Raw genomic sequence first — 26,237 nt, forward strand, 5'->3', positions numbered from 1 at the left:
TACCGGCTGCCGCCCGGGACGCCCCTCGGCCGGCATCGGGTACGGGCCCGGCGCGGCGGGCGGGAGGAGGTCGCGCCGCTGCTCGTCGCGCCGTCGCGGGCGCCGGACCCCGGTGCGCGCGGCTGGGGCCTGATGGCCCAGCTGTACTCCGTGCGGTCGAGTCGCTCGTGGGGCATGGGGGACCTCGCCGACCTGCGGGAGCTGGCGGTCTGGAGCGGCCGCGAGCTGGACGCGGGCTTCGTCCTGGTGAACCCGCTGCACGCGGGCGAGCCGGCGCCGCCGGTGCGCCCGTCGCCGTACCTGCCGATGAGCCGCCGCTACACCAGCCCGCTGTACCTGCGGCCGGAGGACGTCCCGGAGTACGCCGCCGCCGGGCCGGAGACACGGCGCCGGATCGAGGAGCTCGCCGCGCCGCAGCGGGCCCGGTCGCGGACGGCCGACGAGATCGACCGCGACGCGGCCTGGACGGCCAAGCGGGCGGCACTGGAGCTCCTGGCCGAGGTGCCGCTCGCCCCGGACCGCGCGGCGGCGTACGCCGCGTTCCGGGCGCGCGAGGGCGAGGCGCTGACCGCGTTCGCGACCTGGTCCGCGCTGGCGGAGGAGCACGGATCCCACTGGCCGTCCTGGCCGGCCGAGCTGCACGACCCCGGCTCCCCGGCGGTCGCCGCCGAGCGCGAGCGGCGCGCCGACCGCGTGGAGTTCCACCGTCGGCTGCAGTGGTGGCTCGACGAGCAGCTCGGCGCCGTCCAGGACGCCGCGCGCGAGGCCGGCATGGACCTCGGGATCGTGCACGACCTGGCGGTCGGGGTGGACCCCGGCGGGGCGGACGCGTGGGCGTACCAGGACCTGTTCGCGTCGGGGATGAGCGTGGGCGCGCCGCCGGACGAGTTCAACCAGCGCGGCCAGGACTGGGGCCAGCCGCCCTGGCACCCGCAGCGGCTCGCGGCGGCGGGCTACGCGCCGTACCGCGAGATGCTCCGGCACGTCCTGCGGCACGCGGGCGGGCTCCGGCTCGACCACGCCATGCAGGTCTTCCGGCTGTGGTGGGTGCCGCGGGGCGCCTCGCCCGCCGAGGGGACGTACGTCTCCTACCCCTACGGCGACCTGCTCGGTGAGCTGCTGTACGAGGCGCACGAGGCCGGCGCGGTGGTCATCGGCGAGGACCTGGGCACCGTGGCGGAGTACATGAGGGACGTGTTCGCCGAGCGCGGGGTCTTCGGCACGTCGATGGCGTGGTTCGAACGCGACGAGAAGGGCGCGCCGCTGCCGCCGGAGCGGTGGCGGGAACTGTGCCTGGCCACCGTGGGCACCCACGACATGCCGCCCATCGAGGGCTACCTGAACGGCGACCACATCGCGCTGCGGGAACGCCTCGGCCTGCTCACCCGTCCGGCGGCCGAGGAGTACGGCGAGCTCGCCCGGTTCCTGGGCGAGTGGAAGGAACTGCTGACCGCGCTCGGCCTGGACACCGCGGACATGACGGCGGCGCTGCACGCGTTCCTCGCGCGTACGCCGGCGCGGCTGATCGGCGTGTCACTGGCGGACGCGGTCGGCGAGCGCCGCACGCAGAACCAGCCGGGCACGACGGATGAGTACCCGAACTGGCGGATCCCCCTCGCGGACGCGACCGGCGCCCCGGTGCTCCTCGACGACCTGCCCCGTCATCCCCGGCTGCCGGCCACGATCGTTCCCGTCTGCCAGGGAGAGGGCGGATCGCGCTCCAAGGCCGGGACCACGGACGAGGGGCCGCGCGAGAGGTACTAGCGGTCGAGGACGTCGACGATGCGGGCGGCGACGTCGTGCAGCAGGGTGTCGGGCAGGATCGGGCACCCGGCCGCCGCCGAGAACAACTCGGGCAGACCGGGCAGGCAGTAGACGGTGCTGGGCTCGGCGACCGCGCGGCCGAGCGGCTGCTTGCCGACCGACCGCCGGGTGCGCCCCCACGCCTCCTCGACCTCCTCCGGGCTCGGCACCCCGAAACCGTGCCCGACCGGCGCCGCGTGGCGCAGGCGCACGAGCGCGCCGTCGGAGAACTCGCCGGCCAGCCGGCAGCGTGCGGTCAGGGACTCCAGCACGTCGGGGGACAGGCGCGTGATCACGTCGCAGGGGGTGCGGCAGGACGCCGCGCAGCGGCCGAGGGCGGAGGCGAGCGTGCTGTGCTGGCGGTCGAGATACGCGCGCCAGCCGGGGCCGGGCTCACCGGCCACCCGCAGCGCGCGCTCGGCGGCGGACTGCTCGGGGCGCGTCAGGTCGCACTCGCGGGGCCGGCCCGGCTGCGGCATGACGCCGAACCTGCTGCCCGTGCCGCCGACCGCCGCGGGCAGCAGCGCCGGGTCGCCGGCGTGGCCGAGGACCGGCTCCCAGGCCAGCAGCGGGAGGTATTCGGCGGAGATGTGCAGGGCGGCGACCAGGGCCGCCATCTCCCGCCGCCGCCACCGCGCCTCGATCACCTCGAGCAGCAGGCCGTACGCCGGGCGCAGGGTCCGCAGCGCGCCGCGCGTGCGCTCCTTGGCGGACTGCGGCATCCTGCTGGCCCGGGCGCGGGCGAGCAGGTGGTCGGGGACCTTGTGGGCGTCGACGACCGGGTCGCCGGTGACCTCCGGCACGCCGAAGTCCTCCGCGTCCAGGTCGATCAGCCGCTGCCCGAACGAGCACAGCAGCCGGACCTCGGCGGCGGTGTCCGATCGCAGCCCCGCGGCCCCGGCCTCGCACAGAGCGGCGAGATCCCCGAAGGCGTAGCGCCTGGCGAGTGTCCTGAGTACTTCCCGTGCCGTCTCCACCCGTTAACTTTGCCATGCCGTGGGGCCTGGCCGGCCGCCCGTAGCGGCCGATCTCACGCGCCAGAGCGACGAACCCGGTGAATCGGGCATGCCGTGGCAACGTTGGGGACCCAGTTACAAATCCGTATTCCATTTGATGGATCTTGGTTCGCTCACGGTGGGATCATGTCGGCTGACACGGCGATCGTCCGGTTTCCGTGCCACCGCAGCGATCAAGTGGCCCGGCCTGCCGCGACGGCGGTCAGGGTGACGAGCCGGGTGGCGCGCATGAGACGCCGGGCGACGCGCCGGCGGACGCCGGACGACGTACCGGCACACAAAAAGGCAGGAAGAGGAGATTTGCAAGTGACGCCGCAGCGGGCCGTATCGACCGGCACTTCCGACTGGCTGCCCTGGTTCGCCGCAGCCATGGCCCCGGAAGCGGACGCCGTCTCCTCGCGTCTCCACCCCGGCGCCCGTTCCAGTGAAAGCGGGTACTGAAAATGCAGATGGGAACCCAGCTCTCCGTCAAGGTGCTGGTCGCCGGCGGATTCGGGGCGGGCAAGACCACCATGGTCAACACCGTCAGTGAGATCCAGACGCTGCGCACCGAGGAGATGCTCACCTCCCAGAGCGTCGGTGTCGACGACACCTCCGGCGTGGAGCAGAAGACCACCACGACCGTCGCGATGGACTTCGGCCGTATCACGCTCGGCGACGGACTGGTCCTGTACGTGTTCGGAACGCCGGGCCAGAAGCGGTTCTGGTTCATGTGGGACGAACTGGCCGTGGGCGCGATCGGCGCGGTCGTCCTCGCCGACACCCGGCGGCTGGCCGACTGCTTCTCCTCGATCGACTTCTTCGAGCGCCGCGGCATGCCGTTCATCGTCGGGCTCAACCGTTTCGAGGGCGCGGCCGAGCCCGACATCGAGGCGGTCCGTCACGCGCTCGACCTCGAACCGCACATCCCGGTGATCACCTGTGACGCTCGGGAGCGGGAGTCGGTCAAGCAGGTGCTCATCACCCTGGTCGAGCATGTCCTCGGCACCCGGCAGCGCCAGCGGTCGGCCGCCTTCCACGGCTGACCGAGGAGGAACGCCCCCCACCGCGGCCTGAGGAGGCGCGGCCCACCCACGGCCGCCCGAGGAGGCGCGGCCCACCCACGGCCGCCCGAGGAGGCGCGGCCCACCACGCACCAAGGAAAAGCCCCGGCCGGATCGGCCGGGGCTTTCCTCGTGCCTCAGGCGCTCTGGCGGTCCTTCTCCCGCGCCCGCAGCGCGCGGGCGACGCCGTCGCGTCCCTCGACGAGGAGGCGGCGCAGGGCCGACGGCGGGTTCTCCGCCTCGATGTACGCCGTGGTGCGGTCGATCGTGGCCGGCGAGATCACCAGGAACGGGTAGGCGCTCTCGGCGAACGTGCTGGCCATGTCGCTGGACCAGGACGACCAGGTACGGCCGACCTCGGCGAAGTACTTCTCGACGTACGGCTCCAGCAGCGAGACGTCGTCGGTGTCGACGAGACCGCCGAGCGTGGCGCGGAACAGCGCGTTGGGCAGCTCCCCGCCGATGATGCGCTCCCACGCCGCGGCCTTGGCCTCGGCGGTCGGGACCGCGGCGCGGCCGGCGGCCGCGTGCCGCTCGCCCGCGGCGGTCGGGTCGCGGCGCAGCTCCGCCTCGACCTCCTCCTCGCCCGCCGCGCCGCGCACGACGAGACGGCGCAGCAGCGACCAGCGCAGGTCCGTGTCGACGACCAGGCCGTTCAGGGTCGTGGAGCCGTCGAGGAGGCCGCGGACGTACGCGATGTGCTCGTCGGAGGCGGCGACCGAGACGAACGCCTGGGTGTAGGAGAGCTGCCAGTCCGAGCCGGGCTCGGCCTCGGTCAGCAGCGTGTGCAGCTCGTCGGCCAGCAGGCGGTAGCCGGTGTCCCGCCACGCCGGGTCGGCGTACTGCGAGGTCGCCAGCCGGGCCTGCCGCAGCAGGGTCTGGGCCACCGAGACGTCGGTGACGCCGCGGATGCCGGACAGCACCAGCCGGACGTAGTCGCGCGCGGCGAGCTCGGCGTCCCGGCACATGTCCCAGGCCGCCGACCAGCACAGCGCGCGCGGCAGGCCCTCGGTGATCTCGCCGATCCCGGAGACGAGCGTGCGCAGCGAGTGCTCGTCGAGGCGGACCTTGGCGTAGGTCAGGTCGTCGTCGTTGACCAGCACCAGGTCCGGGCGGCTCTCGCCGACCAGCTCGGCGACCTCCGTGCGGGCGCCCACGACGTCGAGCTCGACCCGCCGGCGGCGCACGATGCCCTTGTCGGTCCGGTCGTACAGGCCGATCGCGACGCGGTGCGAGCGCAGCGTCGGGTGGTTCTCCGGCGCCTCCTGCAGCACCGCGAACGACGTGAAGCGGCCCTCGTCGTCGATCTCGTACGACGGGCGCAGCGTGTTGACGCCGGCCGTCTCCAGCCACTCCTTGGACCAGGAGGTGAGGTCGCGGCCCGAGGTCTCCTCGAGGGCGTCGAGCAGGTCGGACAGCGAGGTGTTGCCCCACGCGTGCCGGTCGAAGTAGGCGCGGACCCCGCTGATGAAGTTGTCGCGCCCGACGTAGGCGACGAGCTGCTTCAGGACGCTGGCGCCCTTGGCGTACGTGATGCCGTCGAAGTTGACCTCGACCGCCCGGATGTCGGGGATGTCGGCGGAGATCGGGTGGGTGGACGGGAGCTGGTCCTGCCGGTACGCCCAGGCCTTCCAGAGGTTGGCGAAGGTCGTCCAGGCGCCCTTCCACCGGGTGGCCTCGGACTGGCAGAGCACGCTCATGTACGTCGCGAACGACTCGTTCAGCCACAGGTCGTCCCACCAGCGCATGGTGACCAGGTCGCCGAACCACATGTGCGCCATCTCGTGCAGGATCGTCTCGGCGCGGCGCTCGTAGGCGGCGTCGGTGACCCGCGAGCGGAAGACGTAGTCCTCCAGGAACGTGACGCAGCCGGCGTTCTCCATCGCGCCCGCGTTGAACTCCGGCACGAACAGCTGGTCGTACTTGTCGAAGGGGTACGGCCGGGCGAAGACGTCGCGGAAGAAGTCGAAGCCCTGCTTGGTGACCTCGAAGATCGCGTCGGCGTCGAAGTGCTCGGCGAGGCTGGCCCGGCAGTAGGCGCCCAGCGGGATGCGCTGGCCGTCGGCGACGTACTCGTCGCGCTCCACGTGGTACGGGCCGGCCACCAGGGCGGTGATGTAGGTGGAGATCCCGGGCGTCGCCGGGAAGTGCCAGCGGCCGCCCTCGGCCCGGTCGGGCGCGTTGTTGGTGATGACCTGCCAGTGCTCGGGCGCGGTCACGCTCAGCTCGAACCGCGCCTTCAGGTCCGGCTGGTCGAAGCAGGCGTACATGCGGTGGGCGTCGCAGGTCTCGAACTGCGTGTAGAGGTACGCCTCCTGGTCGACCGGGTCGACGAAGCGGTGCAGTCCCTCACCGGTGCGGGAGTAGGCGTTGTCGGAGACCACCCGCAGCTCGTTCTCGGCGGCCAGCCCGGGCAACGGAACGCGGCCCTTCTCCGGGTCGTACGATCCGGGGTCCAGCGCCTTGCCGTTGAGGGTGATCTCGCGGACCGTCGCGTCGTGGAGGTCGACGAAACTGGACGCGCCGGGCTCGGCACAGCCGAACCTGATGGTGGTGTCCGAGACGAACGTCTCCGCTCCCGTCGTGAGGTCGAGATCGACCTCGTACGACTCGACGGTCAGCAGCCGGGCGCGCTCCCGCGCCTCATCGCGCGTCAGATTGCCAGCCAAGTGAACTCCTCGCCTCGTTTCACGACGTCGTGGTGTTTCCAACGGTACGGCTCGAGGGGTGGCCGCACGAACGGCGGGCCGCCCCAGCACCCATCTAACCTTGACATGGCGATCACGCCCCCGGATCTGGGCGAACTCTTCGCGGAATGCCGACCGGAACGCGTCGGTTGCCGGTTACGGGCCTTGGTGTCGCTGCGACGCCGGAGCCCGGCAGACGGGGCCGGCGATCTCGGCGTGAGATCGTCGGCGATTCGACGGCGGTCCGGCAGGACGCGCCGATGCATTCTGGAGGTTGCGGTGACCGACACCGAGCGCACGCCGGTGGATTTCTGGTTCGACCCGAGGTGCCCGTGGGCCTGGATGACCTCGCGGTGGATTCTCGAGGTCGAGCGGCTGCGGCCCATCGACGTCCGGTGGCACGTCATGAGCCTGGCCGTGCTCAACGAGGGCCGGGACCTGCCGGAGCAGTACGTCGAGTTCATGAAGACGGCGTGGGGGCCGGTCCGCGTGTGCATCGCGGCGGAGAAGAAGTACGGCGCCGAGGTGCTGGGCTCCCTCTACACCGAGCTCGGCACCCGCTTCCACAACGAGCAGCGGAAGGACGTCCGCCAGGTCATCGAGGACGCCCTCGAGGCGGCCGGCCTCGACCGTGCCCTGGCGGCCGCCGCCGACACCGACGAGTACGACGAGGCGCTGCGCGCCTCGCACACCGACGGCATGGACCGGGTCGGCTACGACGTCGGCACGCCCGTGATCTCGGTGGAGGGCGCGTCCTTCTTCGGCCCCGTCGTGTCGCCGATCCCGCGCGGCGAGGCCGCGGCCAGGCTCTGGGACGGCGTCCGCCTCGTCGCGGGCACCGACGGCTTCTTCGAGCTCAAGCGCAGCCGCACCCGCGACCCGATCTTCGACTGAGCGGCGTCCCGATGGTCGTCCACTCCGGCCGGCGGGGCCGGGTGGACGATCCCTGGGCGGCGTCCGGCCGGGTCGGCGAGCGCTGGGCTCAGCCGGTGAGCGGCATGGTCATCGTGGGGTTCACCGGGCGCACGTCGGGTTGGAACCGGCTGACGGCGGTGCCCATGCAGAAGAACTCCACCGCGTGCTCGCCCCAGATCCAGTCGTCCTCCGATACCGAGACGCCGACGACGCCGTCCGCTCCCACCTGCTGGCACTCGTACTGCAACCGGGCCATGGCGATCTCCCGGGCGTCGTACACCGCCTGCGTGTAGGTGTCGAGCTCGGTGTTCTGCCCGGCGTTCTGGAGGACCTGGCGGAACGACAGGTGGGCGACGTGGTAGACGCACGTGCCCAGCACCATCGCGCGCGGCGCCCAGCCGTGCTGGATCAGCGTCCAGAAGTCCTGCCCGGACAGGTGTGACGTGAAGGGCCGGCCCGCGGGCGTGCGCAGCGCGGGGTTGCCCCGGATGGCCGTGCCCACCGCCACGAACTCCATGACTTCGGAGGACAACGCGTACTGCCGGGCCCGGATCTCGACGCCGATCACGCCGTCGGCGCCGAGCGCGTCCGCCTCCGACTCCATGCGGGCCATGGCCAGCTCGCGCGCGTTGTACATGGCCTGGGTCAGGACCGAGAGCTCCTGGCTCACCTTCCACCGGGCCGGCTGCGTGCCGATGTGGTAGATGCACGTCCCCATCACCAGGCCGAGCGGCTCGAACCCGGCCTGCGTGGTGAGCACGAACTCGTTCACCGACAGGTCGGAGGTGAAGCACGGCCGGCCCTGTGACGCGGCGGCGAGGCGGGACCTGGCGCTGTCGGGAAGCGGCTGGGGCTGTTGCGACTCCGGCATACTCACGCGCCGAGCGTAGACCCGCTCAGGCGTCGGAGTCCTGGAGGGCGGCCGACCAGCGCTGCTCGATCCGGCCGAACTTCCACACCGCCAGCGCCCCTACCCAGATGACCAGGAGGAGGCCGGTGATCACGAATCCGGCCGTGTTGAGGTCCAGGTCGGCGATCCAGTCCCAGAAGCCTCCGTGCAGCCCGAACCGGTCCTGGGCGACCTGCAGCAGCTCGGTGCCGCCGATCACGATGGCGAACGCCACCGAGATGCCGGTCAGGACGATGTTGTAGAAGATCTTGCGGACCGGGTTGGAGAACGCCCAGCCGTACGCGAAGTTCATGAACGTGCCGTCGATGCTGTCCCACAGCGACATGCCGGCCGCGAAGATGATCGGCAGGCACAGCGCGGCGTACCAGGGGAGGGAGCTCGCGGCGGCGGCCGAGCCGGCGAGGGCCAGCAGGCCGACCTCCGTGGCGGTGTCGAAGCCCAGCCCGAACAGGAAGCCGAGCGGGTACATCTGCCACGGCTTGGTGATCGCCCTGGTGAAGCGGCCCAGGATGCGGTTCATGAAGCCGCGGTTGTTGAGCTGCTCCTCCAGTGCCGCCTCGTCGTAGGCGCCCGCGCGCATCTCGCGGAACACCTTGATGATGCCCATGAGGATCACGAGGTTGATGATCGCGATGATGGCGAGGAAGGTGCCGGACACGGTCGGGCCGATCGTGCCGGTGATCTGGTGCAGTCCGGAGCTCTCGTCGGAGATGCCGTTGGACAGCGCCTTGATGCCGAAACCGAGCAGCACGCAGGCGGTGAACACCACCGAGGAGTGCCCGAGCGAGAACCAGAACCCGACCGAGACGGGGCGCTGGCCGTCGGACATCAGCTTGCGGGTGGTGTTGTCGATCGCGGCGAGGTGGTCCGCGTCGAACGCGTGCCGCATGCCGAGGGTGTACGCCGTCAGCGCGATCCCGACGCCGAACAGCTTGCCGTTGCCGAGGTGGTAGTGCCCGGGCACCACGAGGAGCAGCAGGATCCCCCAGCCGACGACGTGCAACAGGGCCACGAAGCCGGCCATCCCGGCGAGGCGTCCCCACTCCGCCCGCCCCAGCCGGGTACGTGTCGTGGACCGCACCGTCGTCATCCATCCTCCTCGTGCCGATCGTGAGCGCGCGGCAGCCGCCCCCTTTGTGCCATTCAATCCCTATTGCAAAACACTTGCAACAGCTGTTCGTATGCCGGCCGGCCCGCCGCGACCCGCCGGCCGGGCCCTGGACGGGCTCCGGGCGGGGACCCATATCCCTCACCTGGACGGTTGGTCGGCGCTCGGCCACCGGGGGAAGGATGAAGGACATGCGCGATGTGATCTATGTGGGCGGGGCGTGGGCGGACTCGACGGCCACGGCGACGATCGACGTCATCAACCCCGCGAATGAGCAGGTCATCGACCGGATACCGGCGGGCACGACGGCGGACGTCGACCGGGCGGTGGCCCAGGCGCGCCGGGCTCAGGCGGACTGGGAGACGACGCCGCCGGAGGACCGCGCCGCGTACCTCCGGGCGATCCTGGCCGGTCTGGAGGCCCGCCAGGACGACCTCGCGAGGATCATCGCGACCGACCTGGGCGCGCCGTACGCGCTGGCGCGGAAGGTGCACGTCGGCACGCCGATCGCGGTGCTGGCCGACATCGTGGACCTCGTGGAGGCGTACGACTTCGCGGGGGAGCGCTGCGGCAACTCGGTGATCGTCCGCGAGCCGGTCGGCGTCGTGGGCGCGATGACGCCGTGGAACTACCCGCTGCACCAGGTGGTCGCCAAGGTCGGCCCCGCCCTCGCGGCCGGCTGCACGGTCGTCCTGAAGCCCAGCGAGGTCGCGCCGCTCGCCGCGTACGCGCTCGCCGACATCATCGACGAGGCCGGTCTGCCGTCCGGCGTCTTCAACCTCGTCGCGGGCACCGGCCCGGTCGTCGGCGAGGCCATCGCGGCCCACGAGGACGTCGACATGGTGTCCTTCACCGGCTCCACACGGGCCGGGCGGCGCGTCGCCGAACTGGCCGCCGCGTCCGTCAAGCGCGTCGCGCTCGAGCTGGGCGGCAAGTCGCCGAACCTCATCCTGCCGGACGCGGACCTTCCCCTGGCCGTCAAAGTGGGCGTGGCCAAGGCGTTCGTCAACTCCGGGCAGACGTGCAACGCCCTCACCCGCATGCTGGTGCCCCGCGCCCTGTACGACGAGGCGGTGGCGCTCGCGGCCAAGGCGGCGGAGCGTCACACACCCGGCGACCCGTTCGACGAGGGCACCCGGCTCGGCCCGCTCGCCTCCCGTGCCCAGCTCGACCGCGTCCGCGGCTACATCGAGAAGGGCGTGGAAGAGGGCGCGCGCCTGGTGACCGGCGGCGCGGAGACCTCGCTCCGCCCCGGCTACCACGTGCCCCCCACCGTCTTCGCGGACGTCACGCCGTCGATGACGATCGCCCGCGAGGAGATCTTCGGGCCCGTCCTGTCGATCCTCGCCTACGACTCCGAGGACGACGCCGTCCGCATCGCCAACGACACCCCGTACGGCCTCGCGGCGGCGGTCTGGTCGGCGGACCGCGACCACGCCGTCGCGGTCGCGCGCCGGATCAAGGCGGGCCAGATCGAGATCAACGGAGGCCGTTTCAACCCCTCGGCGCCGTTCGGCGGTTACAAGCGATCCGGCCTCGGGCGCGAGCTCGGCCGCTACGGGCTGGAGGAGTTCCTGGAGGTCAAGTCGCTGCAATTCTGAAGGGTCTTCCGGCGGATTCCCCGGCGGGTTAGTGTCCCGCCATGCGATCTCGGGTGATCGGGGCGGTCATCGGCGGCGTCGGCGCGATCCTCGTGGTCGCCGTCCTCGTGGGCAACCAGTGGGTCGTCGACGCCATCCTCCGGAACGACGGCTTCACGAACGAGAAGATCGGGCCCGTCGTGCGGTTCCTGACGTTCCCGAGCTGGCGCGTCAGCCCGCTCCGGGCCTCCACCCTCCTGCCGGCCGACCTGGGCACGCTCGTCCTCGTGGTGGTCACCGCGCTGCTGATCGTTCCGGCGGTCCGCTCCTTCGCCCCGCGCGTCGGCGGGCCGGGGCGGGCCTCCGTCCCGGCGGGCGCCGGCGAGGAGATCCGGGGCGGCGCGTTCGGGGCGATCGTCTGCGGCTGGTGGGCGACGATCGTCGCCGGCGCACTGGCCGGCCTGATCCGCGGCGTGCTGTTCAACGCCTCCGAGCCGCTGCCCGGCACCGTGGCCTGGCAGTTCACCTGGTCGAACCTGACCGCCGGCCTCGGTTACGGGCTCTTCCTCGGCTGGCTCACCGGCCTGGGCGTCCTCATCGGCGTGAATCTGGGCCGGCGCACGGCCCCGGCGCCCGCGCCGCCCGGGGGCCCGTCCGCTCCGTACGCCCCGCCGCAGCCGGGCCGGGGCGCGTTCCCGCCGCCCGCGCCCTACCCGGGGTTCGGCGAGGTCCCGGCCACCCCGCTCCCCACGGTGCGCCCGTTCCCGCCGGGCGCCGCCCCGGCCCAGACCCCTCCTCCGCCCCCGTACGCCCCGGGGCGACCTCCGGGACAGGACCCCTGGTGGACGACGGCCGACCCGCCCGCGTCGCCGGAGCCCGGCCCTTCCACGGACCCGTCCGCGACCCCGGGCCGACCGGCGGACCCGTCCGCGTCAACGGAGCAGGGAAGGGGTGTCGAACCGCCCGAGCGACCCGTGCCGGGCAGGTCGGAGGACCGCACCCTCGACCCGGAGCCGTGGCGGCGCGAGGCCGATTCCGACCCGTCCTGACGTCTCGGGTCCTCCGTACGGCCCCGCGTCGAGCCCCCGGACGTACGGCGGAAGGCGGCGACCTGACAGACTTTGCCGCATGCGCGTCTATCTCGGTTCCGACCACGCGGGCTACGAACTCAAGCAGCACTTGATCGGATGGCTCACCGAGCAGGGGCACGAGCCGGTCGACTGCGGCCCCAAGGAGTACGACTCCCAGGACGACTATCCGCCGTTCGTCATGGACGCGGCCGCCCGTACCGCCGCGGAGCCCGGATCGCTCGGTGTCGTCATCGGCGGCTCCGGCAACGGCGAGGCGATCGCCGCCAACAAGGTCCCCGGCGTACGCGCCGCACTGGCCTGGAGCGAGGAGACCGCACGCCTCGGCCGCGAGCACAACGACGCGAACATCATCAGCGTCGGTGCGCGCATGCACACCCTGGACGAGGCCACCCGGTTCGTTGAGATCTTCCTTGACACGCCGTTCTCCGGCGAGCAGCGCCACGTACGGCGCATCGCCATGCTGACGGCCTACGAGGAGACGGGCGAGCTTCCCCGCCTGCCGGTCTGACTCCGGCGGCGGGCCCGGGGCGCCACCCGGGACGGCCGCGGATCAGAGTTGCGTGGCGGCGCGGCGCTTCGCCAGGCGCCGCTTCTCTCCCCGGCGGGGCTTGGCGGGCTGCGGGGGAGCGGCTGAGGGTTTCGGCGCCTCGTCCTCCGAACGGTCGCGTGAGACGTCGCGGGCCCGCATCGCCGCGCCGACCGTGACACGCATGGCCTGTCCCATCAGCCACCTCCGAAAGATCCGATGATCCGTTAGGTCTCCCCTCGATGGGCCGCCGGAAAACACGCATGCGGCGGCACACCCGTTCTCCGGCGGCCGAGGCGGCGCGCCGGTCGCCTGATCCACCGGCGTTTCGGACGGCCGAGAGGCAAATCCAGTCCACCGTGCCTCAGCACGGATCATGCGATGCTCGATACAGTGCCCGCATCATGCTTAGCCGCCTGGTCCAGCTCCTGCCGCCGAGGGTCCGCGCGTTCCTGCGCCGGATCCCGGTCCTCGTGCGGCTGTACCAGTGGCTCCAGCGCGGCCAGCTCACGCAGGATCGCAACGCGCTGGCCGCGCTCGTCACCGTCACCGTCGTGATCGGGATCTCCGCGCCGGCCTCGCAGACCTGGTTCTCGCCCAGCGCCGTCGTCCTGACCGTGCTCGCCGGCGGCCTTCTCCTGCGCGTCCGAAGCCTCGGGGTGCTTCTCGGCGTGGTCGCCGCGGCACTGCTGTACGACGCGATCGCCATGGGATTCTCCCGGGTCGGCCCCGGCGTCGTCGGGACCATCCTCGTCACGGCGGTCCTCGCGACGACGCTCGCCCGCAGCAGGGAGCAGATCGGGGTCAAGGGCCTGCGCGGCGAGCTCATGCTGCTGGAGCTGCGCGACCGGCTGCGCCGCCACGGCGAGATGCCCGCACTGCCGAGCGGCTGGGACTCCAAGGTCGTCCTGCTCCAGGCCGGCGGCTCGTCCTTCGGCGGCGACTTCTTCGTCTCGGTCTGCCGCGACGACACGCTCGAGGTCGCCCTGGTCGACGTGTCCGGTAAGGGCGTCGACGCCGGCACGCGCGCGTTGATGCTCTCCGGCGCGTTCGGCGGGCTGCTCGGATCCATCGAGCCCGACCGCTTCCTGTCCGCCTGCAACGCCTACCTGCACCGGCAGCGGTGGGACGAGGGGTTCGTCACCGCGGTGCACCTCACCATCGACCTGCGGACCGGCGAGTACGTCGTCGAGTCGGCGGGCCACCCGCCCGCCGTGCAGTTCGACGCGGGCAGTGGCACCTGGCGGGTCAGCTCGGCCAAGGGCATCGTGCTCGGTGTCGTCCCCGAGATGAGCGCCGAGCCGGAGCGCGGCCGGCTCCGCCCGGGCGACGCGCTGCTCCTGTACACCGACGGCCTGGTGGAGGCGCCCGGCCGTGATCTCGACGCCGGCATCGACCGGCTGCTCGGGGCGGTCGAGCGCCTGGTCCCCAGCGGGTTCCGCGAGGGTGCGACCGAGCTCGTCACCGAGATGGCCGCCGCCCGCGACGACGACTGCGCGCTGGTCCTCATCTGGCGGAAGTGACGGCAGTACGGTCCCGGCGCCGGCGGAAGTGCGCCTTACCGGACGGGGCGTCGGCGGAAGTGACGTCTCCCGGGCCGTGCCTCCACGCCACCGTCGCGCCGACCTGGCAGTCTGCGGATATGAGCACTGTCACACTGCAACCGGTCGACGACAACCTGTCGCCGAGGTTGCTCGAGCTCGCGGTCGCCGACGCCGACCCGCACGAGGTCATGCCCGGTGAACCCGGAGCGCCCGGGTGGACCGACGCGCGCCGCGCCGCCTTCGCCGAGTTCCAGCAGCCGGCGGGCGGGGCGGCCTACGCGGTGCTCGTGGACGGCCGGCTCGTCGGCGGCGCGCGCTTCACGCGCGCCGAGGCGCCGCGCGCGGTCCAGGCGCACGTCTGGCTCGCCCGCTCGGCCCGCGGGAAGGGCTACAGCACGGAGGCGTTCTGCCTGCTGATCGACGAGGCCCGCGCGCACGGGGTCAGCGCGATCATCGCCGAGACGCACGTCTCGAACACGGCCGCCGTCTCCATGCTGCGTTCCCTCGGCACCATGCTGTGGGAGGACCGTGACACCGGATCGGTGCACGGCACACTCCGCGTCGGCGAGAGCGACTGACCCGGCGCGCACGGCACCGCCCACGCCGCATGGCGCCGTCGTGCTGTCCGCGTCCTGTGGGGCTGTTCGCGCCGTACGGGCCGCCGGTCCGGATCGCCTTCCGTCGCGGGGGACCGCCGACCGGTCACGGCCCGGTCCGCACCGGCGGGGTGCGCGTGTCGATCCGGGCCGCGAGGCGATCCCGGAGCCGCGTCAGGCGGGCGATCTCGTCGTCGAGGGCGGTGAGCCGCCGATCCGCGACGCCGCTGGGCCGCGCGCACGCTCCCGGCCCTCCGTACGGCGGAAGCGCGTCGTCGTCCAGCAGGTCCAGCCGGTCCCGGCATTCGCGCAGGTCCGCGACGGTCAACCCCAGTGCCAGCAGGCCACGGATGACGCGAACCCGCGCGACCTCCCGCTCGGTGTACTCGCGCTGCCCCGTGGCCGTCCGCCGAGGCGGCGGCAGCAGGCCGTTCTGCTCGTAGAAGCGCAAGGCGCGGGGTGTCGTCCCGGCCGCTGCCGCCGCGTCGCCGATCCGCATTCGTCCTCTGGGGTCACAAGGCCACCACGACGGTGCCGAGGTGCCGTCCGATCATCAACTCGTGCAACGCCCTGGGCGCCTCATCGATGCCGTCGACGCGGACGTACGGGAAGCCGACGGCACCGGACCGTGCCCAACCGGCGAACCGGTCGATCCACTCGGCCTGGACGTCCGGATCGCCTCCGGCGCTGTACCCGAGCATCGTGATCTGCTTGAGTACGAGCTGGTAGGAGTCGAGCTCCACCGGTGCCGTGGCGCCGGTGCCGTCCGCGGCCAGTTGCCCCGACAGCGCGCCGACCAGGACGAACCGCGCTCCCGCCCGCGCCGTCGCCACGGCGGCCCGCAGGTCCTCGCCGCCGACGTTGTCGAAGAGGACGTCGATGCCGTCGGGCGCCGCGGCGGCCAGTTGCGCGGCGAGGGGACCCTTCCCGCGCACGACCACCGCGTCGTAGCCCAGTTCGGCGACCATCCGCTTCGCCTTGTCCGGCGATCCGGTGCTGCCGATCACCCGTTCGGCGCCCAGCAGCCGGGCGATCGGCCCGGCCAGGGAGCCGACGGCCCCGGCGCCGCCGGAGACGAAGACGGTGTCACCCGGTGCCAGCCTCGCACCGCGCGTCAGCGCCCCGTACACGGTCCGGCCCTGCGACAGGTGCATGACCGGATCGGGCAGCGTACCGCCGAGGGGCGAGCAGTCGGCCACGGGCACGACCGCGTACTCGCGCCAGCCCCACCAGTGGGAGACCAGGTCACCGACGCGCAGTTCGCCGGAGTCCGGCGCGGTGACCACCTCACCGATCGCCGGGCCGAACAGAGCGTCCCCGGGGCGGACCGGGGGGAACGGCGCTCCCTCCACACCGCCTCCGAGCAGCGTGCGCAGGGACGCGAACACGGTGAAGAACCGGTTCCGCAGCACGACCTCGCCGGGGCCGGGGGCCGGCAGTGGCGTCTCCACGACGGCGAGGTCCTTGGGCCGCGGCAACCCGGAGGGGACGGCCACGAGACGCACTTCACGGGAAACGGACGGCAGGTCGGACATCGAACGCTCCTCTGACGGATTCGAGCGGATGACAGGGCGCCGAGACGCTAACCCCTGACCCATGCGTCAGAGGCAAGCCCCCTTGCCCGCGTCCACGCGTGCGCCCCGGCCCCGTCTCCTGGCCGCAGGGGAATGCCGAACGCTGAGTGAATGCAAGTAGAAATTCGGGCGAACTGCCTGACTCCGGGCTTCCCGTGTTATCCGAGCACTTCGCTCGCGGTGAACCGGCCACCGCCTTTTCGGAGTGCCTGAGCGGCTTCGACGACTACGTCGTCATGCTGCAGCGCTTCCTGTGAGCCTCTCCGCGCGGCCCCGCCTCTTGGTGAGCCGCGCGGCGGTCACATAACGGACAGGTCGCTTCGTCGATAAGGACAGGCCGAAACGTATATGGGATCGACCTGTCGCTGTCCGAGCTTCCTGTATTACATGATCATTTTTGAGGCGTCGATCCGCTCTGACATGCACGTCGTTTCGCTCCGCGACGGGCGCGTGGACGCCCGGTGATGAGACCTCGGAAAAAGATTCCCGATTCCCTGTTGCGAATGTCACCACCGCCGAACGGTCCGATTCGTGACGAGCAAAAGCCGTCACGAACAAACCGAGGAAAGGCGCAACCATGTTCAACATCGGGCTCAAGAGGTTCGGCGGATCCGTCAGTGCCGAGTTCCACCGGGACCAGGCCCTCGCCTGGTTCGCCAAGGCGAACGCCGAGGCGAAGAAGGGCAACAAGAAGAAGTGGCTGGACGCCTACCAGGAGGGCGCCAAGCACAAGTGGGGAGCGGAGCAGTTCTCGCTCAAGCCTGCCCACCGGCAGGCGCTGGACGTCGCATCGAAGAACTGCGGGAACAGCGGCCAGAACCTCTGATCCTGCCCGGCTGTGAGGGCGCTCTGACGGCGCCCTCACGATGAACATCGAGGCGGGAGGGACTCAGTCCCTCCCGCCTCGCTCCGCGTTCGGGCCGCGCAGCCGCCTACGAGGCCTTGCCGAAGAGCTCCGCAACCTCGGCAGCGGACTCAGGAACCAGACGGTAGAACCCCTGGAGGCTGATCGAGCGTTCGAGACGGCCGTCCACCACGTACTTCAACGTGCGCGTCCGCCCTCGGCGGTTACGCCATTCGAGCCGTGTCAGAAGCTCACCCGGAATCGGCATGTCGAAGCGCACGGGCGTCGCGTCGACGTGCACCGCTGCGGCGCCGCAGCCGTCGGCGCCGAGCATCGACCAGTCGCCGTGCCCGGCGAAAGCCGGGTCCCGCCATGTCGCCGGCTCGGTGCCGCAGCAGTCGCGCCGCTTCAGGTCTCGGGGTCGCGCAGCACGCGCCACCGGTCTCCCGCATAGACGTCCTCCGCGCGGGTGGCGCCGAGCGCGAGCACAATGCCACCGACCGCGATCAGGACGCCGAACTCGAACGCCTCCTTAAGCTCGGCGCCCGACCGGCCGACATCGGCCAGACCGGCGAGGAGACCTGGCACGTCCTGGCCGATCCCGAAGGCAACGAGTTCTGCCTCCTGCGAGCCCGCCTGAGCTGAGCCGGACGTCCCTGTGTCTTATCGCCTCTGACCTGCGCGAACCTGGGGACGCCGGGCCTGCCGTGTCTCCCCAGCCGTCGGCATACGACGGGCACGCGTTGGCGTGCCTCCTTCACAGAGCATCTCTGGAGCGGGGTTGGTGGTCATGCCCGTACGGTTGATCGCCTGCGTGATCGATCAACTCGGCCATCCGGATCAAGCGGCGCACGTATGCGGCGCCCTCGCCGTGCAAGCGGGGGAGAATGCTCCGAAGATCGCGTGCGCAGTCGTGGAGGATGAGAGACCGCGCCTCGGCCAACACGCCACGGCCTTTCACGTAGCCCGAGATGCATCCGGCCATTGCGCCATCGATCTCGGCCAGGTCACCACCACGGTCATCGACCCAGGACAGATCATCTGGCCACGGTGTGCCCAGATGTTCCGCCCACAGCACCGCCACCTCGTCGAAGACTGCCTTGTTCATCCAGTCGAGACTACTGACCTGATCGCCTCTTCTCCGGGCGCGCTCGGAGGCGCAACCGGCTGCGGCACCCACTGACGCCTCCGCCCTTGCGGCCGCGCGTACCCATTCCCGCCCCTGAGGCCCCCGCCGGAGGCGCTTGAGGCGGGTCGCGCGCTTCGCAGAGCATCCGCCCGGCGATACGCGCGGCTGAGCCTCGTTGCCGGCGGGTTCGATCCCGTGGAAATCGGCGGGTGACGTGGCCGAAGCCGTCGGCGAGCCGCCCGACCTTCGCCACCCAGCCCTTCGGCGCGTGTATTCAGCCATGGTCGCCCTCCGACGGCCTACGGATGGCCCGGTGCCCCCTGTTCCAGCCGACCCTTGATCATGCGGGTGGCCGACCTCGGCCGAACGGTGGCGATGATCAATCTCCTCCGGTGAAATCGTCCAGTGAAGGTGGCGTCGAACGCGTCGCCAGATGATGACGAAGAGCGAAGGCGGCGCTATGGTCAGCGGACGAGAGCCGGTCTGCCGCCGCACGGGCCGGCGGTCCTGGACAGGACCGGCCGCCGTCGCGGGCCTCGCGCTCGTGCTATCGGGCGGATGCACGACGGAAAGACCCAACGTGGCAACGCCGCCCCAGGCCCGCGAAGCACCGCTACCGACGGTGCACTACTCATTCGGGACACAGCTCCCGCCGTGGACCAAGCCGCTCAACGTGCAGGGAGGCGCCGCCGCCGCCGGGCTCGCGATCGGCTCGGTGGAGGGCACCGCTCGGCGCTTCGAGAGCCATCTCGACATCTTCGCGAACGCCAGACCCGTTCCGGTCACCGCCGGTCTTGGGGTGGACGGAAAGTTCGTCTCCGAGGTGCGCACACGTGACAAAGGCGTCCTGGTCGTTGCGTCTTCGGACCCCGGCAAACGCTTCACCCTCGGGCAGCTCTTCATGGAGTGGGGCGTGCGCCTCGAACCAGCGCACCTCGGCGGGTTCACGGCCGACGCGCAGCACCCGCTCACCGCCTACGTCAACGGCGTCGAGAGGACCAGCGACCCAGCGATGATCGAGCTCCTTCCGGACAGCGAGATAACGCTGGTCTATGGAGCGCCTCCGCTCAAGATCCCCGCGAGCTATGCCTTCCCTCGCGGAGGCTAAGGACCACACGCTCCCCTACCAGCACGCCACGAGCGAGCGTGACAAGAGGATCGCCGACGGCCTCAACCTGGTGATCGAGAGGACGCTCACCCTGCCGGCGCCGGAGAGCACGGACGGGCTGTCGGGGAACCCGCCCGGCGGCCTGATCTGGCGCGAACTTGGCACGAACGCCCAAGAGGACCGCTCAAAGATCGAAGGCCCAGGTCCCGGATTGCCGGTTTACCTGGGCCTTTTCGCTTGGAGCGGGTGACGGGAATCGAACCCGCGTGGCCGGCCTCGACCACTGACCACCGTTGCGCCACTTCGGCCTGGGTTCATCCCCCCAGCCTGAGCGCTCCCGCCGGAGGCATCTTCTCCAGGACTCCGTGACCTGGTGAGCGGGGGCTGGTCTGAGGCGCGGCCGGGTTAGCTTTGCTGAATATAATCAAGCTCCTCAGCGCAGACACCAGCAGATGCGGGCCTTCCGTGGAATCGCTTGATCACACCGGATCGTCAGACGGCAAGCATTTCGTTATGGACCTTCCCGGGCTGCTGTCATATGACTTGAGCAATGGGGAGGCCGCAGAGGTGATCGAACACCTCCGCAGCTGCGGGTCATGTCGCCAGGAGCTGGTGGAAGCCGTCGCGGAGGGCTATCCGTCCGAAGCCGTCTTGCCACGGTCGTTCACCGCTCCGCCGGCCTCGGCGTCACCCTCCGGCCGGCATCCGAAGGCCAGCCGTTCGATCCGACGTCTGTCACCACGTACATCAAGCCGCCGACGCCCATGGCTGACCGCCTCCGCCGTCGTCTTGGTCCCCACCGCTTTGGAACTCTTTACCCTTTTCGGGCATCTACTCGGGCTTAGACTCTGACGGCGTTACCCGCAGTGGTCGCGGTTCCGGCCGAGATCATCACGGACCCGCGAGTGCATGTCGACAAGTTCACGAAGCCGGGCGAGGACGGGCGGGTCTTCGTGGGTCCGAAGGGAGGGCCGCCGCTCGGAAGGGCACGCGGAACCGATCGGGCACGCAACGGGCACGGAAGCGCAAGAAGGCCAGGTGAAGATCAAAGGCCCAGGCTCCGAGATACCGGATGACCTGGGCCTTTGTCATTGGAGCGGGCGACGGGAATCGAACCCGCGTAGCCAGTTTGGAAGACTGGGGCTCTACCATTGAGCTACGCCCGCGTGCGCCTGAGAAGAGCGGATGACCGCCGATCCCACAACGTCCCTCGCGTAGCGTACCGGTTCCCGGGCCCCGGTTGTACACGCATGGGCGGTGATCGTAGGCACCCTCGGTCCCTATCCTCGGTCCTGCGGTGGCCGGGTACGGCGCGGGCGGCGGCCGGCCGGCCGGTCGCGGGCGGGCCGTGCGGGCCGGGTGGTCGTCCCCTCCTCGGTGAACAGCTGGGCGAACTGCGCGGGCAGTCTGCGGAAGAGGCGGGGCGTGCCGAGCGTCAGGACATATCCCCACAAGATCATCAGGTTGCGGCAGCGGTCGTGTACCTCACGATCCGTGACGTTGACGATCGCGAGGACGAACAGCGTCAGTTCGCCGAGGAGGAGGATCGTCCCCCAGCCGGCCAGCCCGACCAGGCCCCAGAGCACGACCGACGGCGGCAGGTGCAGGCCGGTGATGTGCAGGCCGTCGTGGCGGGCCTCCGAGAGCCACCAGCCGGTCCCGCTCGCCCCGAACAGCCCACCGGCGACGTACAGCATGCCGCGGTTCCGCCGGGGGCGGGGACGGGCGTGGCGGTGCCGCGCGGGCGAGGACGTGCCCCCCTTGCGCGCGGACGACGTCCGCTCGGCCATGGCCGCCGCCGGTGGTGTCCTGTCGTCGGTGACGGTCGAGGCCGGAGGCGTCCCGGCCATGACGGCGGCCGCGCCCGATGTCCCGCTCGTGACGGTCGCCGACCGTGTCCCCATGTCATCCATGGCGGCCGCCGGTGGCCGTGGGCGGTTCGCCGCGGTCGGAAGCGTCAAACCTCCGACCGGCGGACCGCCGGTGGCGTACGGTAGGACGCGATGGCAACCCGTGACCGCCGTGTGGCCAGTGCAATGGCGGCAAAACGCGTGAAATAGCCATTTCATGGACTCCCGCGAGCCTTGTCTGTTCCCGAAACCGGCAGGTTCGATGGAGGAGGGGGCCGCCCGCGTCTACCGCCGGCTGCGCCAACAGTCCCCGGTCGGAGATGGGGGCGGCCCTGATGCCTTTTCTGTTGTGCGACACCCTAGGGTGTCGGCGGCACTCCTCGGTCGCCGTGGTCGCGGGCGAACCCGCTGCTGAGCGGCCGCTTAAAAACGATCTCGTAACGCCTCTCAAGGCGATCTTCAGTATTACCGGCAGTGACGATCGAGACGCCGGAACCCGCGACGGACGCGGGGCTCCCGAGCTCCCGATCGTGTGACGTGTGCAATAGAGTAGCTGATCAGAGGCGCTTTGCGACCACCGTGGACGCATTAATTGATCGCACCATTAATAAGATCACTTTTAGCGCCGACGCGATTACTGACCGTGAATATCGCCTGGTGACAATCCAGGCGAAGCGCCCTCGTCGGGTGCGTGTGCGAGGGGGCTCGTGACGCGCCGACACATTTCCGATTTAGCGCTATATTCCCTTTGGCCCGTTATTATCCGTGCGGCTGAGCCTGGCATACGGGGGGCCGCCGGCCGGTGCGCCGAGCCCTACCCGCTACCAGCGACCCTGTCACCGTACGTGAGAACAGTGTGGCAGCCGGGAAGGGCGGCTTTTCGGTACACTCGGTGACTCACGGGCTGTAGCGCAGCTTGGTAGCGCACTGCGTTTGGGTCGCAGGGGTCGGGAGTTCGAATCTCCCCAGCCCGACATTCCGCATCACGAGTAACCCCCGGGCCGCACGCCCGGGGGTTCCTCGTGTCATCGGGTCACCGCGGCCGGCGCGGGCTCACGGCAGGTCGCCGCTTCCGTGCCGATCCGGCCTGAGCGGGTCGTGTCCGAGGGTCATCAGCGACCGGCGCCACGCGTCGTTCGCCGCGCCGCGTTCCGGTCGCGACTCCAGCCGCCGGGTGATCTCGTCGACCGTGCGACGCATGGTCTCCAGATCGTCGCCGGTCAGGTCCACCTTGCGCTTCCCGAGGAGCTTCACCACCTCGGTCCCGAGGCCGAACCACAGTTTGTCGGGATCGTCGGGGAAGGCATCCTCGCCCGAGGTGATGGTCAGCAACCACGTTCGCAGTTCCTCCGAGGTCATGTTGACGAGCCGGTGGAACTCCTCCCACAGCGTCCCGACCTCGGGGGCGGTACGGTCTGCCACGTCTCCTCCTCCGTCGTAGACGTCCTCTTCTCGCTCCGCCCTACCCGCCGGACGGGAAACATGCGGCTCACCTGCCGTAGCGGCCGACCAGGGTGCCGGTCGCGAGGACCCTGTCCGCCACCGTCTCGTCCAGGTCCCCGGCCGAGAACCCGGGCGCCAGGCCCGAACGCTCGGACAGGGCCAGCAACCGGAACACGTACCGGTGCGGCCGATCGCCGGGAGGCGGGTGCGGGCCGCCGTAGCCGGAACGGCCGTAGTCGTTGCGCCCCGGCACGGCGCCGGTCGGCGGGTCGCCCGCCGCGATGCCCTCGGTCTCCGGCGGAATCCCCGCGAGCAGCCAGTGGACGAACGTGCCGACCGGGGCGTCCGGGTCCTCGCACGTGAGGACCAGTTCGACCGCCTCCTCCGGCACCTCCGACCACCGCAGCGGCGGCGAGACGTCGCCGACCTCGTGTGAGTACTCCTTCGGAATCTCCGCGTGGTCCTCGAACGCGGGGCTTCCCAGTGTGATCTGTCGCATGGTGAGGGTCCTGCCCGCTCCGGACCGTGGCCGACCGCGCGGGGCGGGCCCTCACCATGCGCGAACCCTCTCCGCAGTCGCTTCGACCGCCGACCGACGGGGAACCGCTAGGGATGTGGCGGTAAGACGAAACTCGGGGGTTATCTCATGGCTCACTGTGATGTCTGCGGCAATGAGTACGACAAGGCGTTCACCGTCATCACGGCGGACGGCGCGTCTCGTGTGTTCGACAGCGTGGAATGCGCCGCGCACGCGATCGCCCCGGTGTGCGAGCACTGTGGCTGCCGGGTCCTCGGGCACGGCGCGGAGGCCGGCGACCGGATCTTCTGCTGCGCGGCGTGCGCGCGTGCGGTCGGCGTCGAGAAGGTACGCGCCTGATCCCTGCGGGAAAGAGGTACGGCCTGAGGACGACGGCGGTCAGGCCGCCCTGGGCAGCCGGCGACCGGAGATCAGCTCCGGGCTGATGGCGATGAAGTGGTCCTGGGCGGTCGGCGCCCACGTACGCAGCGGCAGCCCGCGGAGTTCGGAGAGTTCGCCGTTCTCCGACACGAGGCGGGCGTGCCCGACGATCACCACGGACCAGCCGGCCTGAATCGCCGGGTCGAACTCGTCGACCTCGAACGCCACCACGGCGTTACGGGCCGCCGCGGCGAGCTTCGACCCGGACGACGTTCGGATGATCACTTCGCCGTTGGACATGAGGAAGTTGACCGGTTGGATCGCCGGGAGCGCACGGTCCGTGAAGACGATCCGGCCGAGCGGGACCGCGGTGATCAGCCGACGGCACTCCTCCTCCGACAGGATCTCCAGGCCACCGGAGTCGTACACAGGACACTCCTCACCCAGGGTCCGGGTGCACATGGGTACCACGCTAATGAGAACGGGTGTGGCCGCGGTGAGACGAAGATCCCCCAATCCGGGGACGAAGGTCCCTTGTCCCGCCCGCCACGCCGTCCGAACGCGGTGCCGACGCACGGTACGGCGCGCCGTACCCGGGATCCGGCCCGCCTCGGACGGTGTGATCCGGGGGTTCAGGAGCCGCAGGTGTGCTTGAGGTCGTTGGTGGCGGCGATCAGCGCGGACGAGTCGACGCTCGACCCGGTTCCGTCCGCGGCCGCCTGCACCTGCCGGCCCAGCTGGTCCAGCGCGCCGGCCGCCTTCTCGGCGGACTTGCGCAGGTTCCCGTCCGTCTTCCCGGCCTGGCTTCGGAGCGTCGCGGCGCCGGAGGCGTACGTCCGCGCGACCTGGGCGGGGTCGTCGACCTGCGTCATGGCCTGCCGGCGGATGCCGTTCAGGGTGTTCTCCAGGCGGCCGCACGCCTTCTTGTCCACTCCGCCGCAGCCTGTCGCGGACAGGGCCAGCGCGCCGAGCAGGCACATGCTGAGGACGCGGGTCTGGAGCATCGCAGCATCATGGCATGACATTTACTGATTCGTGGGTGCTTCCTGGTGCGCGCTGTGGAGATCCTCGTGCTGAGGAACCCGACGGCGGTCGGGGGGTCCTCCGGCATGAGCGCCCTTTCGCAATACTTGGGCACACATTGCCGCCCCGACTGTCCGTGGACATGGCCGAACACCATAGACTTGGCGCGCGAAGGCGCGCGGTGCCCGCATTCGGCGTGCCCGCGACCGGCTGACAACGCCGCCGCCCACGACATCCAACGTGAAATCCGTGCCGCGGCCGGATCAAGGAGACCGCCCCAGTGAAGACCGATGTTGAGGAGCTGAGCCCGACCCGGGTCAAGCTCACCGTCGAGGTGCCTTTCGACGAGCTGAAGCCCAACCTCGACAAGGCGTACAAGGAGATCTCGCAGCAGGTCCGCATCAAGGGCTTCCGCCCGGGCAAGGTGCCGGCCCGCCTGATCGACCAGTACGTCGGACGGGGCGCGGTCCTGCAGGAGGCGGTCAACGACGCGCTGCCCGACCTGTACGGTCGCGCCGTCCAGGAGAGCGAGGTCTTCGCCCTCGGCCAGCCCGACGTGGAGATCACCGAGCTGCAGGACAACGAGCAGTTCGCGTTCACCGCCGAGGTCGACATCCGGCCGAAGTTCGAGGTGCCGGACTACGACGGCCTGGAGATCACCGTTGACTCCGTCGACGTGACCGACGAGGAGATCGAGCAGACGATCTCCAACCTCCGCGAGCGCTTCGCGACGCTGACCAACGCGGACCGGCCGGCGCAGGAGGGTGACTTCGTCTCCATCGACCTCGCCGCGAAGATCGACGGCGAGGACGTCGAGGACGCCCGTACCACCGGCTACTCCTACGAGGTGGGCAGCAACTCCTCGATCGACGGGCTCGACGAGCAGCTCGCCGGCATGACCGCCGAGGAGTCCAAGACCTTCACCTCCACTCTGGTCGGCGGCGAGCACGCCGGCGAGGAGGCCGAGATCACGGTCACCGTGCAGAGCGTGAAGATCAAGGAGCTGCCCGAGCTAGACGACGAGTTCGCCCAGCTCGCCAGCGAGTTCGACACGATCGAGGAGCTGCGCGAGGACGTCCGCAAGCGGCTGGAGCAGCAGAAGCGCGCCCAGCAGCTCGGCCAGGCCCGTGACAAGGCCCTCGAGGCGCTCATGGAGAAGATCGACATCCCGCTCCCGGAGAGCGTGATCGAGAGCGAGGTCCAGCGCCGCAACGAGCAGCTCGACCAGCAGCTCCAGATGTACGGCCTGGACCGGGAGAAGTACCTCGAGCAGCAGGAGCAGACCGCCGAGGAGTACGACGAGGAGCTGCAGAAGGACGCCCGCGAGGCGGTCAAGGGCGGCTTCATCCTCGACCAGCTCGCCCTCCAGGAGGAGCTGACCGTCGAGAACGAGGAGCTGACCGAGTACGTCGTCTCCAACGCCCTGCAGATGGGTGTGCAGCCCGACGTCCTGGCGCGGCACCTGACCGAGAACAACCAGATCCCGGCCGTGGTGTCCGAGGTCCTGCGCAGCAAGGCCCTCAACCTCGTCGTCGAGCACGTCAAGGCC

27 protein-coding genes, 2 tRNA genes and 1 pseudogene are annotated in these 26,237 nt (G+C 70.8%); 15 read left to right on the forward strand and 15 right to left on the reverse strand.

Going from position 1 to position 26,237, the window contains the following annotated elements:
• A partial coding sequence (gene malQ, locus AB0K82_RS41495; protein WP_364408322.1) for a 4-alpha-glucanotransferase occupies nucleotides 1–1,764 on the forward strand: 1,764 nt, incomplete at its 5' end.
• Here the strand turns inward: malQ and AB0K82_RS41500 are convergent.
• Complete coding sequence (locus AB0K82_RS41500) at nucleotides 1,761–2,780, reverse strand: hypothetical protein (RefSeq protein ID WP_364408325.1); 1,020 nt, start codon at nucleotides 2,778–2,780, stop codon at nucleotides 1,761–1,763. The genes malQ and AB0K82_RS41500 overlap by 4 nt on opposite strands.
• A 482-nt stretch (nucleotides 2,781–3,262) precedes the next feature.
• Here AB0K82_RS41500 and AB0K82_RS41505 point away from each other — a divergent pair, with 482 nt between their 5' ends.
• Complete coding sequence (locus AB0K82_RS41505; RefSeq protein ID WP_364408328.1) at nucleotides 3,263–3,844, forward strand: ATP/GTP-binding protein; 582 nt, start codon at nucleotides 3,263–3,265, stop codon at nucleotides 3,842–3,844.
• A gap of 155 nt (nucleotides 3,845–3,999) precedes the next feature.
• Here the strand turns inward: AB0K82_RS41505 and pepN are convergent, their stop codons facing one another.
• Nucleotides 4,000–6,531: an aminopeptidase N gene (gene pepN, locus AB0K82_RS41510; RefSeq protein WP_364408331.1), complete on the reverse strand. Its 2,532-nt coding sequence runs from the start codon at nucleotides 6,529–6,531 to the stop codon at nucleotides 4,000–4,002.
• Nucleotides 6,532–6,828: 297 nt separating this feature from the next.
• Between pepN and AB0K82_RS41515 the strand changes: the two genes are divergently transcribed.
• The gene (locus tag AB0K82_RS41515; RefSeq protein ID WP_364408334.1) at nucleotides 6,829–7,443 is read left to right on the forward strand and encodes a DsbA family protein; all 615 of its coding nucleotides are present in this window, start codon (nucleotides 6,829–6,831) and stop codon (nucleotides 7,441–7,443) included.
• Between the two features lie 88 nt (nucleotides 7,444–7,531).
• Here AB0K82_RS41515 and AB0K82_RS41520 read toward each other — a convergent pair whose 3' ends face one another.
• Entirely contained in the window at nucleotides 7,532–8,335 is an 804-nt protein-coding gene (locus tag AB0K82_RS41520; RefSeq protein WP_364408385.1) for a heavy metal-binding domain-containing protein, read from the reverse strand.
• A gap of 25 nt (nucleotides 8,336–8,360) precedes the next feature.
• A complete protein-coding gene (locus AB0K82_RS41525; RefSeq protein WP_364408337.1) occupies nucleotides 8,361–9,464 on the reverse strand; it encodes a HoxN/HupN/NixA family nickel/cobalt transporter in 1,104 nt (367 codons plus the stop codon).
• 209 nt (nucleotides 9,465–9,673) lie between these two features.
• Here AB0K82_RS41525 and AB0K82_RS41530 point away from each other — a divergent pair, with 209 nt between their 5' ends.
• The 3 genes from AB0K82_RS41530 to AB0K82_RS41540 all read left to right on the forward strand — a co-directional run bounded on the left by AB0K82_RS41530 (nucleotide 9,674) and on the right by AB0K82_RS41540 (nucleotide 12,661).
• Nucleotides 9,674–11,083, forward strand: coding sequence for an aldehyde dehydrogenase family protein (locus AB0K82_RS41530; protein ID WP_364408339.1), 1,410 nt, complete (start codon nucleotides 9,674–9,676; stop codon nucleotides 11,081–11,083).
• A 41-nt stretch (nucleotides 11,084–11,124) separates the two neighbouring features.
• Nucleotides 11,125–12,111, forward strand: coding sequence for a hypothetical protein (locus tag AB0K82_RS41535; protein ID WP_364408341.1), 987 nt, complete (start codon nucleotides 11,125–11,127; stop codon nucleotides 12,109–12,111).
• A gap of 79 nt (nucleotides 12,112–12,190) precedes the next feature.
• Nucleotides 12,191–12,661, forward strand: a complete 471-nt coding sequence (locus AB0K82_RS41540) for a ribose-5-phosphate isomerase (RefSeq protein ID WP_364408343.1) — start codon at nucleotides 12,191–12,193, stop codon at nucleotides 12,659–12,661.
• A 42-nt stretch (nucleotides 12,662–12,703) separates the two neighbouring features.
• On the opposite strand, the gene AB0K82_RS41545 is transcribed toward AB0K82_RS41540, so the two are convergent.
• A complete protein-coding gene (locus AB0K82_RS41545; RefSeq protein WP_364408345.1) occupies nucleotides 12,704–12,877 on the reverse strand; it encodes a hypothetical protein in 174 nt (57 codons plus the stop codon).
• Nucleotides 12,878–13,083: 206 nt separating this feature from the next.
• Between AB0K82_RS41545 and AB0K82_RS41550 the strand changes: the two genes are divergently transcribed.
• Together AB0K82_RS41550 and AB0K82_RS41555 are read left to right on the forward strand one after the other, a co-directional pair.
• The gene (locus AB0K82_RS41550) at nucleotides 13,084–14,202 is read left to right on the forward strand and encodes a PP2C family protein-serine/threonine phosphatase (RefSeq protein WP_345362924.1); all 1,119 of its coding nucleotides are present in this window, start codon (nucleotides 13,084–13,086) and stop codon (nucleotides 14,200–14,202) included.
• 119 nt (nucleotides 14,203–14,321) lie between these two features.
• Complete coding sequence (locus AB0K82_RS41555; protein WP_364408349.1) at nucleotides 14,322–14,801, forward strand: GNAT family N-acetyltransferase; 480 nt, start codon at nucleotides 14,322–14,324, stop codon at nucleotides 14,799–14,801.
• A 124-nt stretch (nucleotides 14,802–14,925) separates the two neighbouring features.
• Here AB0K82_RS41555 and AB0K82_RS41560 read toward each other — a convergent pair whose 3' ends face one another.
• Complete coding sequence (locus AB0K82_RS41560; protein WP_364408352.1) at nucleotides 14,926–15,318, reverse strand: MerR family transcriptional regulator; 393 nt, start codon at nucleotides 15,316–15,318, stop codon at nucleotides 14,926–14,928.
• A gap of 13 nt (nucleotides 15,319–15,331) precedes the next feature.
• Nucleotides 15,332–16,354 carry an NADP-dependent oxidoreductase gene (locus AB0K82_RS41565; RefSeq protein ID WP_364408354.1) on the reverse strand — a complete coding sequence of 341 codons (1,023 nt, stop codon included), beginning with the start codon at nucleotides 16,352–16,354 and terminating at the stop codon, nucleotides 15,332–15,334.
• A 616-nt stretch (nucleotides 16,355–16,970) separates the two neighbouring features.
• On the opposite strand from AB0K82_RS41565, the gene AB0K82_RS41570 reads away from it, so the two are divergent.
• A complete protein-coding gene (locus AB0K82_RS41570; protein ID WP_364408357.1) occupies nucleotides 16,971–17,219 on the forward strand; it encodes a hypothetical protein in 249 nt (82 codons plus the stop codon).
• Nucleotides 17,220–17,325: 106 nt separating this feature from the next.
• On the opposite strand, the gene AB0K82_RS41575 is transcribed toward AB0K82_RS41570, so the two are convergent.
• Nucleotides 17,326–17,676 carry a hypothetical protein gene (locus AB0K82_RS41575; RefSeq protein ID WP_364408388.1) on the reverse strand — a complete coding sequence of 117 codons (351 nt, stop codon included), beginning with the start codon at nucleotides 17,674–17,676 and terminating at the stop codon, nucleotides 17,326–17,328.
• Between the two features lie 50 nt (nucleotides 17,677–17,726).
• Between AB0K82_RS41575 and AB0K82_RS41580 the strand changes: the two are divergent.
• Nucleotides 17,727–17,882: pseudogene (locus AB0K82_RS41580) on the forward strand (VOC family protein); the annotation flags it as partial.
• 112 nt (nucleotides 17,883–17,994) lie between these two features.
• Here AB0K82_RS41580 and AB0K82_RS41585 read toward each other — a convergent pair.
• Complete coding sequence (locus AB0K82_RS41585; RefSeq protein WP_364408360.1) at nucleotides 17,995–18,345, reverse strand: hypothetical protein; 351 nt, start codon at nucleotides 18,343–18,345, stop codon at nucleotides 17,995–17,997.
• Between the two features lie 601 nt (nucleotides 18,346–18,946).
• Here AB0K82_RS41585 and AB0K82_RS41590 point away from each other — a divergent pair.
• Both AB0K82_RS41590 and AB0K82_RS41595 read left to right on the forward strand, forming a co-directional pair.
• Nucleotides 18,947–19,474: a hypothetical protein gene (locus AB0K82_RS41590; RefSeq protein ID WP_364408363.1), complete on the forward strand. Its 528-nt coding sequence runs from the start codon at nucleotides 18,947–18,949 to the stop codon at nucleotides 19,472–19,474.
• Nucleotides 19,452–19,724, forward strand: a complete 273-nt coding sequence (locus tag AB0K82_RS41595) for a hypothetical protein (RefSeq protein WP_364408365.1) — start codon at nucleotides 19,452–19,454, stop codon at nucleotides 19,722–19,724. Before AB0K82_RS41590 ends, AB0K82_RS41595 begins: the two co-directional genes overlap by 23 nt.
• Before the next feature lie 842 nt (nucleotides 19,725–20,566).
• On the opposite strand, the gene AB0K82_RS41600 is transcribed toward AB0K82_RS41595, so the two are convergent.
• Nucleotides 20,567–20,640, reverse strand: a tRNA-Gly gene (locus AB0K82_RS41600).
• A gap of 114 nt (nucleotides 20,641–20,754) precedes the next feature.
• Nucleotides 20,755–21,378: a hypothetical protein gene (locus tag AB0K82_RS41605; RefSeq protein WP_364408368.1), complete on the reverse strand. Its 624-nt coding sequence runs from the start codon at nucleotides 21,376–21,378 to the stop codon at nucleotides 20,755–20,757.
• Between the two features lie 846 nt (nucleotides 21,379–22,224).
• Here AB0K82_RS41605 and AB0K82_RS41610 point away from each other — a divergent pair.
• A tRNA-Pro gene (locus tag AB0K82_RS41610) sits at nucleotides 22,225–22,298 on the forward strand.
• Nucleotides 22,299–22,377: 79 nt separating this feature from the next.
• Here the strand turns inward: AB0K82_RS41610 and AB0K82_RS41615 are convergent.
• Together AB0K82_RS41615 and AB0K82_RS41620 are read right to left on the reverse strand one after the other, a co-directional pair.
• Nucleotides 22,378–22,746: a DUF3140 domain-containing protein gene (locus AB0K82_RS41615; RefSeq protein WP_364408371.1), complete on the reverse strand. Its 369-nt coding sequence runs from the start codon at nucleotides 22,744–22,746 to the stop codon at nucleotides 22,378–22,380.
• Nucleotides 22,747–22,813: 67 nt separating this feature from the next.
• On the reverse strand, nucleotides 22,814–23,266 hold the full coding sequence (locus AB0K82_RS41620; protein WP_364408374.1) for a YbhB/YbcL family Raf kinase inhibitor-like protein: 453 nt from the start codon (nucleotides 23,264–23,266) through the stop codon (nucleotides 22,814–22,816).
• Between the two features lie 147 nt (nucleotides 23,267–23,413).
• On the opposite strand from AB0K82_RS41620, the gene AB0K82_RS41625 reads away from it, so the two are divergent.
• Nucleotides 23,414–23,644, forward strand: a complete 231-nt coding sequence (locus AB0K82_RS41625; protein WP_252786627.1) for a hypothetical protein — start codon at nucleotides 23,414–23,416, stop codon at nucleotides 23,642–23,644.
• Nucleotides 23,645–23,683: 39 nt separating this feature from the next.
• Here AB0K82_RS41625 and AB0K82_RS41630 read toward each other — a convergent pair whose 3' ends face one another.
• Together AB0K82_RS41630 and AB0K82_RS41635 are read right to left on the reverse strand one after the other, a co-directional pair.
• Complete coding sequence (locus AB0K82_RS41630) at nucleotides 23,684–24,094, reverse strand: pyridoxamine 5'-phosphate oxidase family protein (protein ID WP_364408377.1); 411 nt, start codon at nucleotides 24,092–24,094, stop codon at nucleotides 23,684–23,686.
• Nucleotides 24,095–24,297: 203 nt separating this feature from the next.
• The gene (locus AB0K82_RS41635; protein ID WP_364408380.1) at nucleotides 24,298–24,669 is read right to left on the reverse strand and encodes a hypothetical protein; all 372 of its coding nucleotides are present in this window, start codon (nucleotides 24,667–24,669) and stop codon (nucleotides 24,298–24,300) included.
• Nucleotides 24,670–24,968: 299 nt separating this feature from the next.
• Between AB0K82_RS41635 and tig the strand changes: the two genes are divergently transcribed.
• Nucleotides 24,969–26,237, forward strand: a 1,269-nt coding sequence (tig, locus tag AB0K82_RS41640; RefSeq protein WP_364408383.1) for a trigger factor, incomplete at its 3' end; no start/stop codon positions are given.

Origin of the sequence: Actinoallomurus sp. NPDC052274 (assembly GCF_040679475.1) — a bacterium.
Lineage (GTDB): Bacteria > Actinomycetota > Actinomycetes > Streptosporangiales > Streptosporangiaceae > Actinoallomurus > Actinoallomurus liliacearum.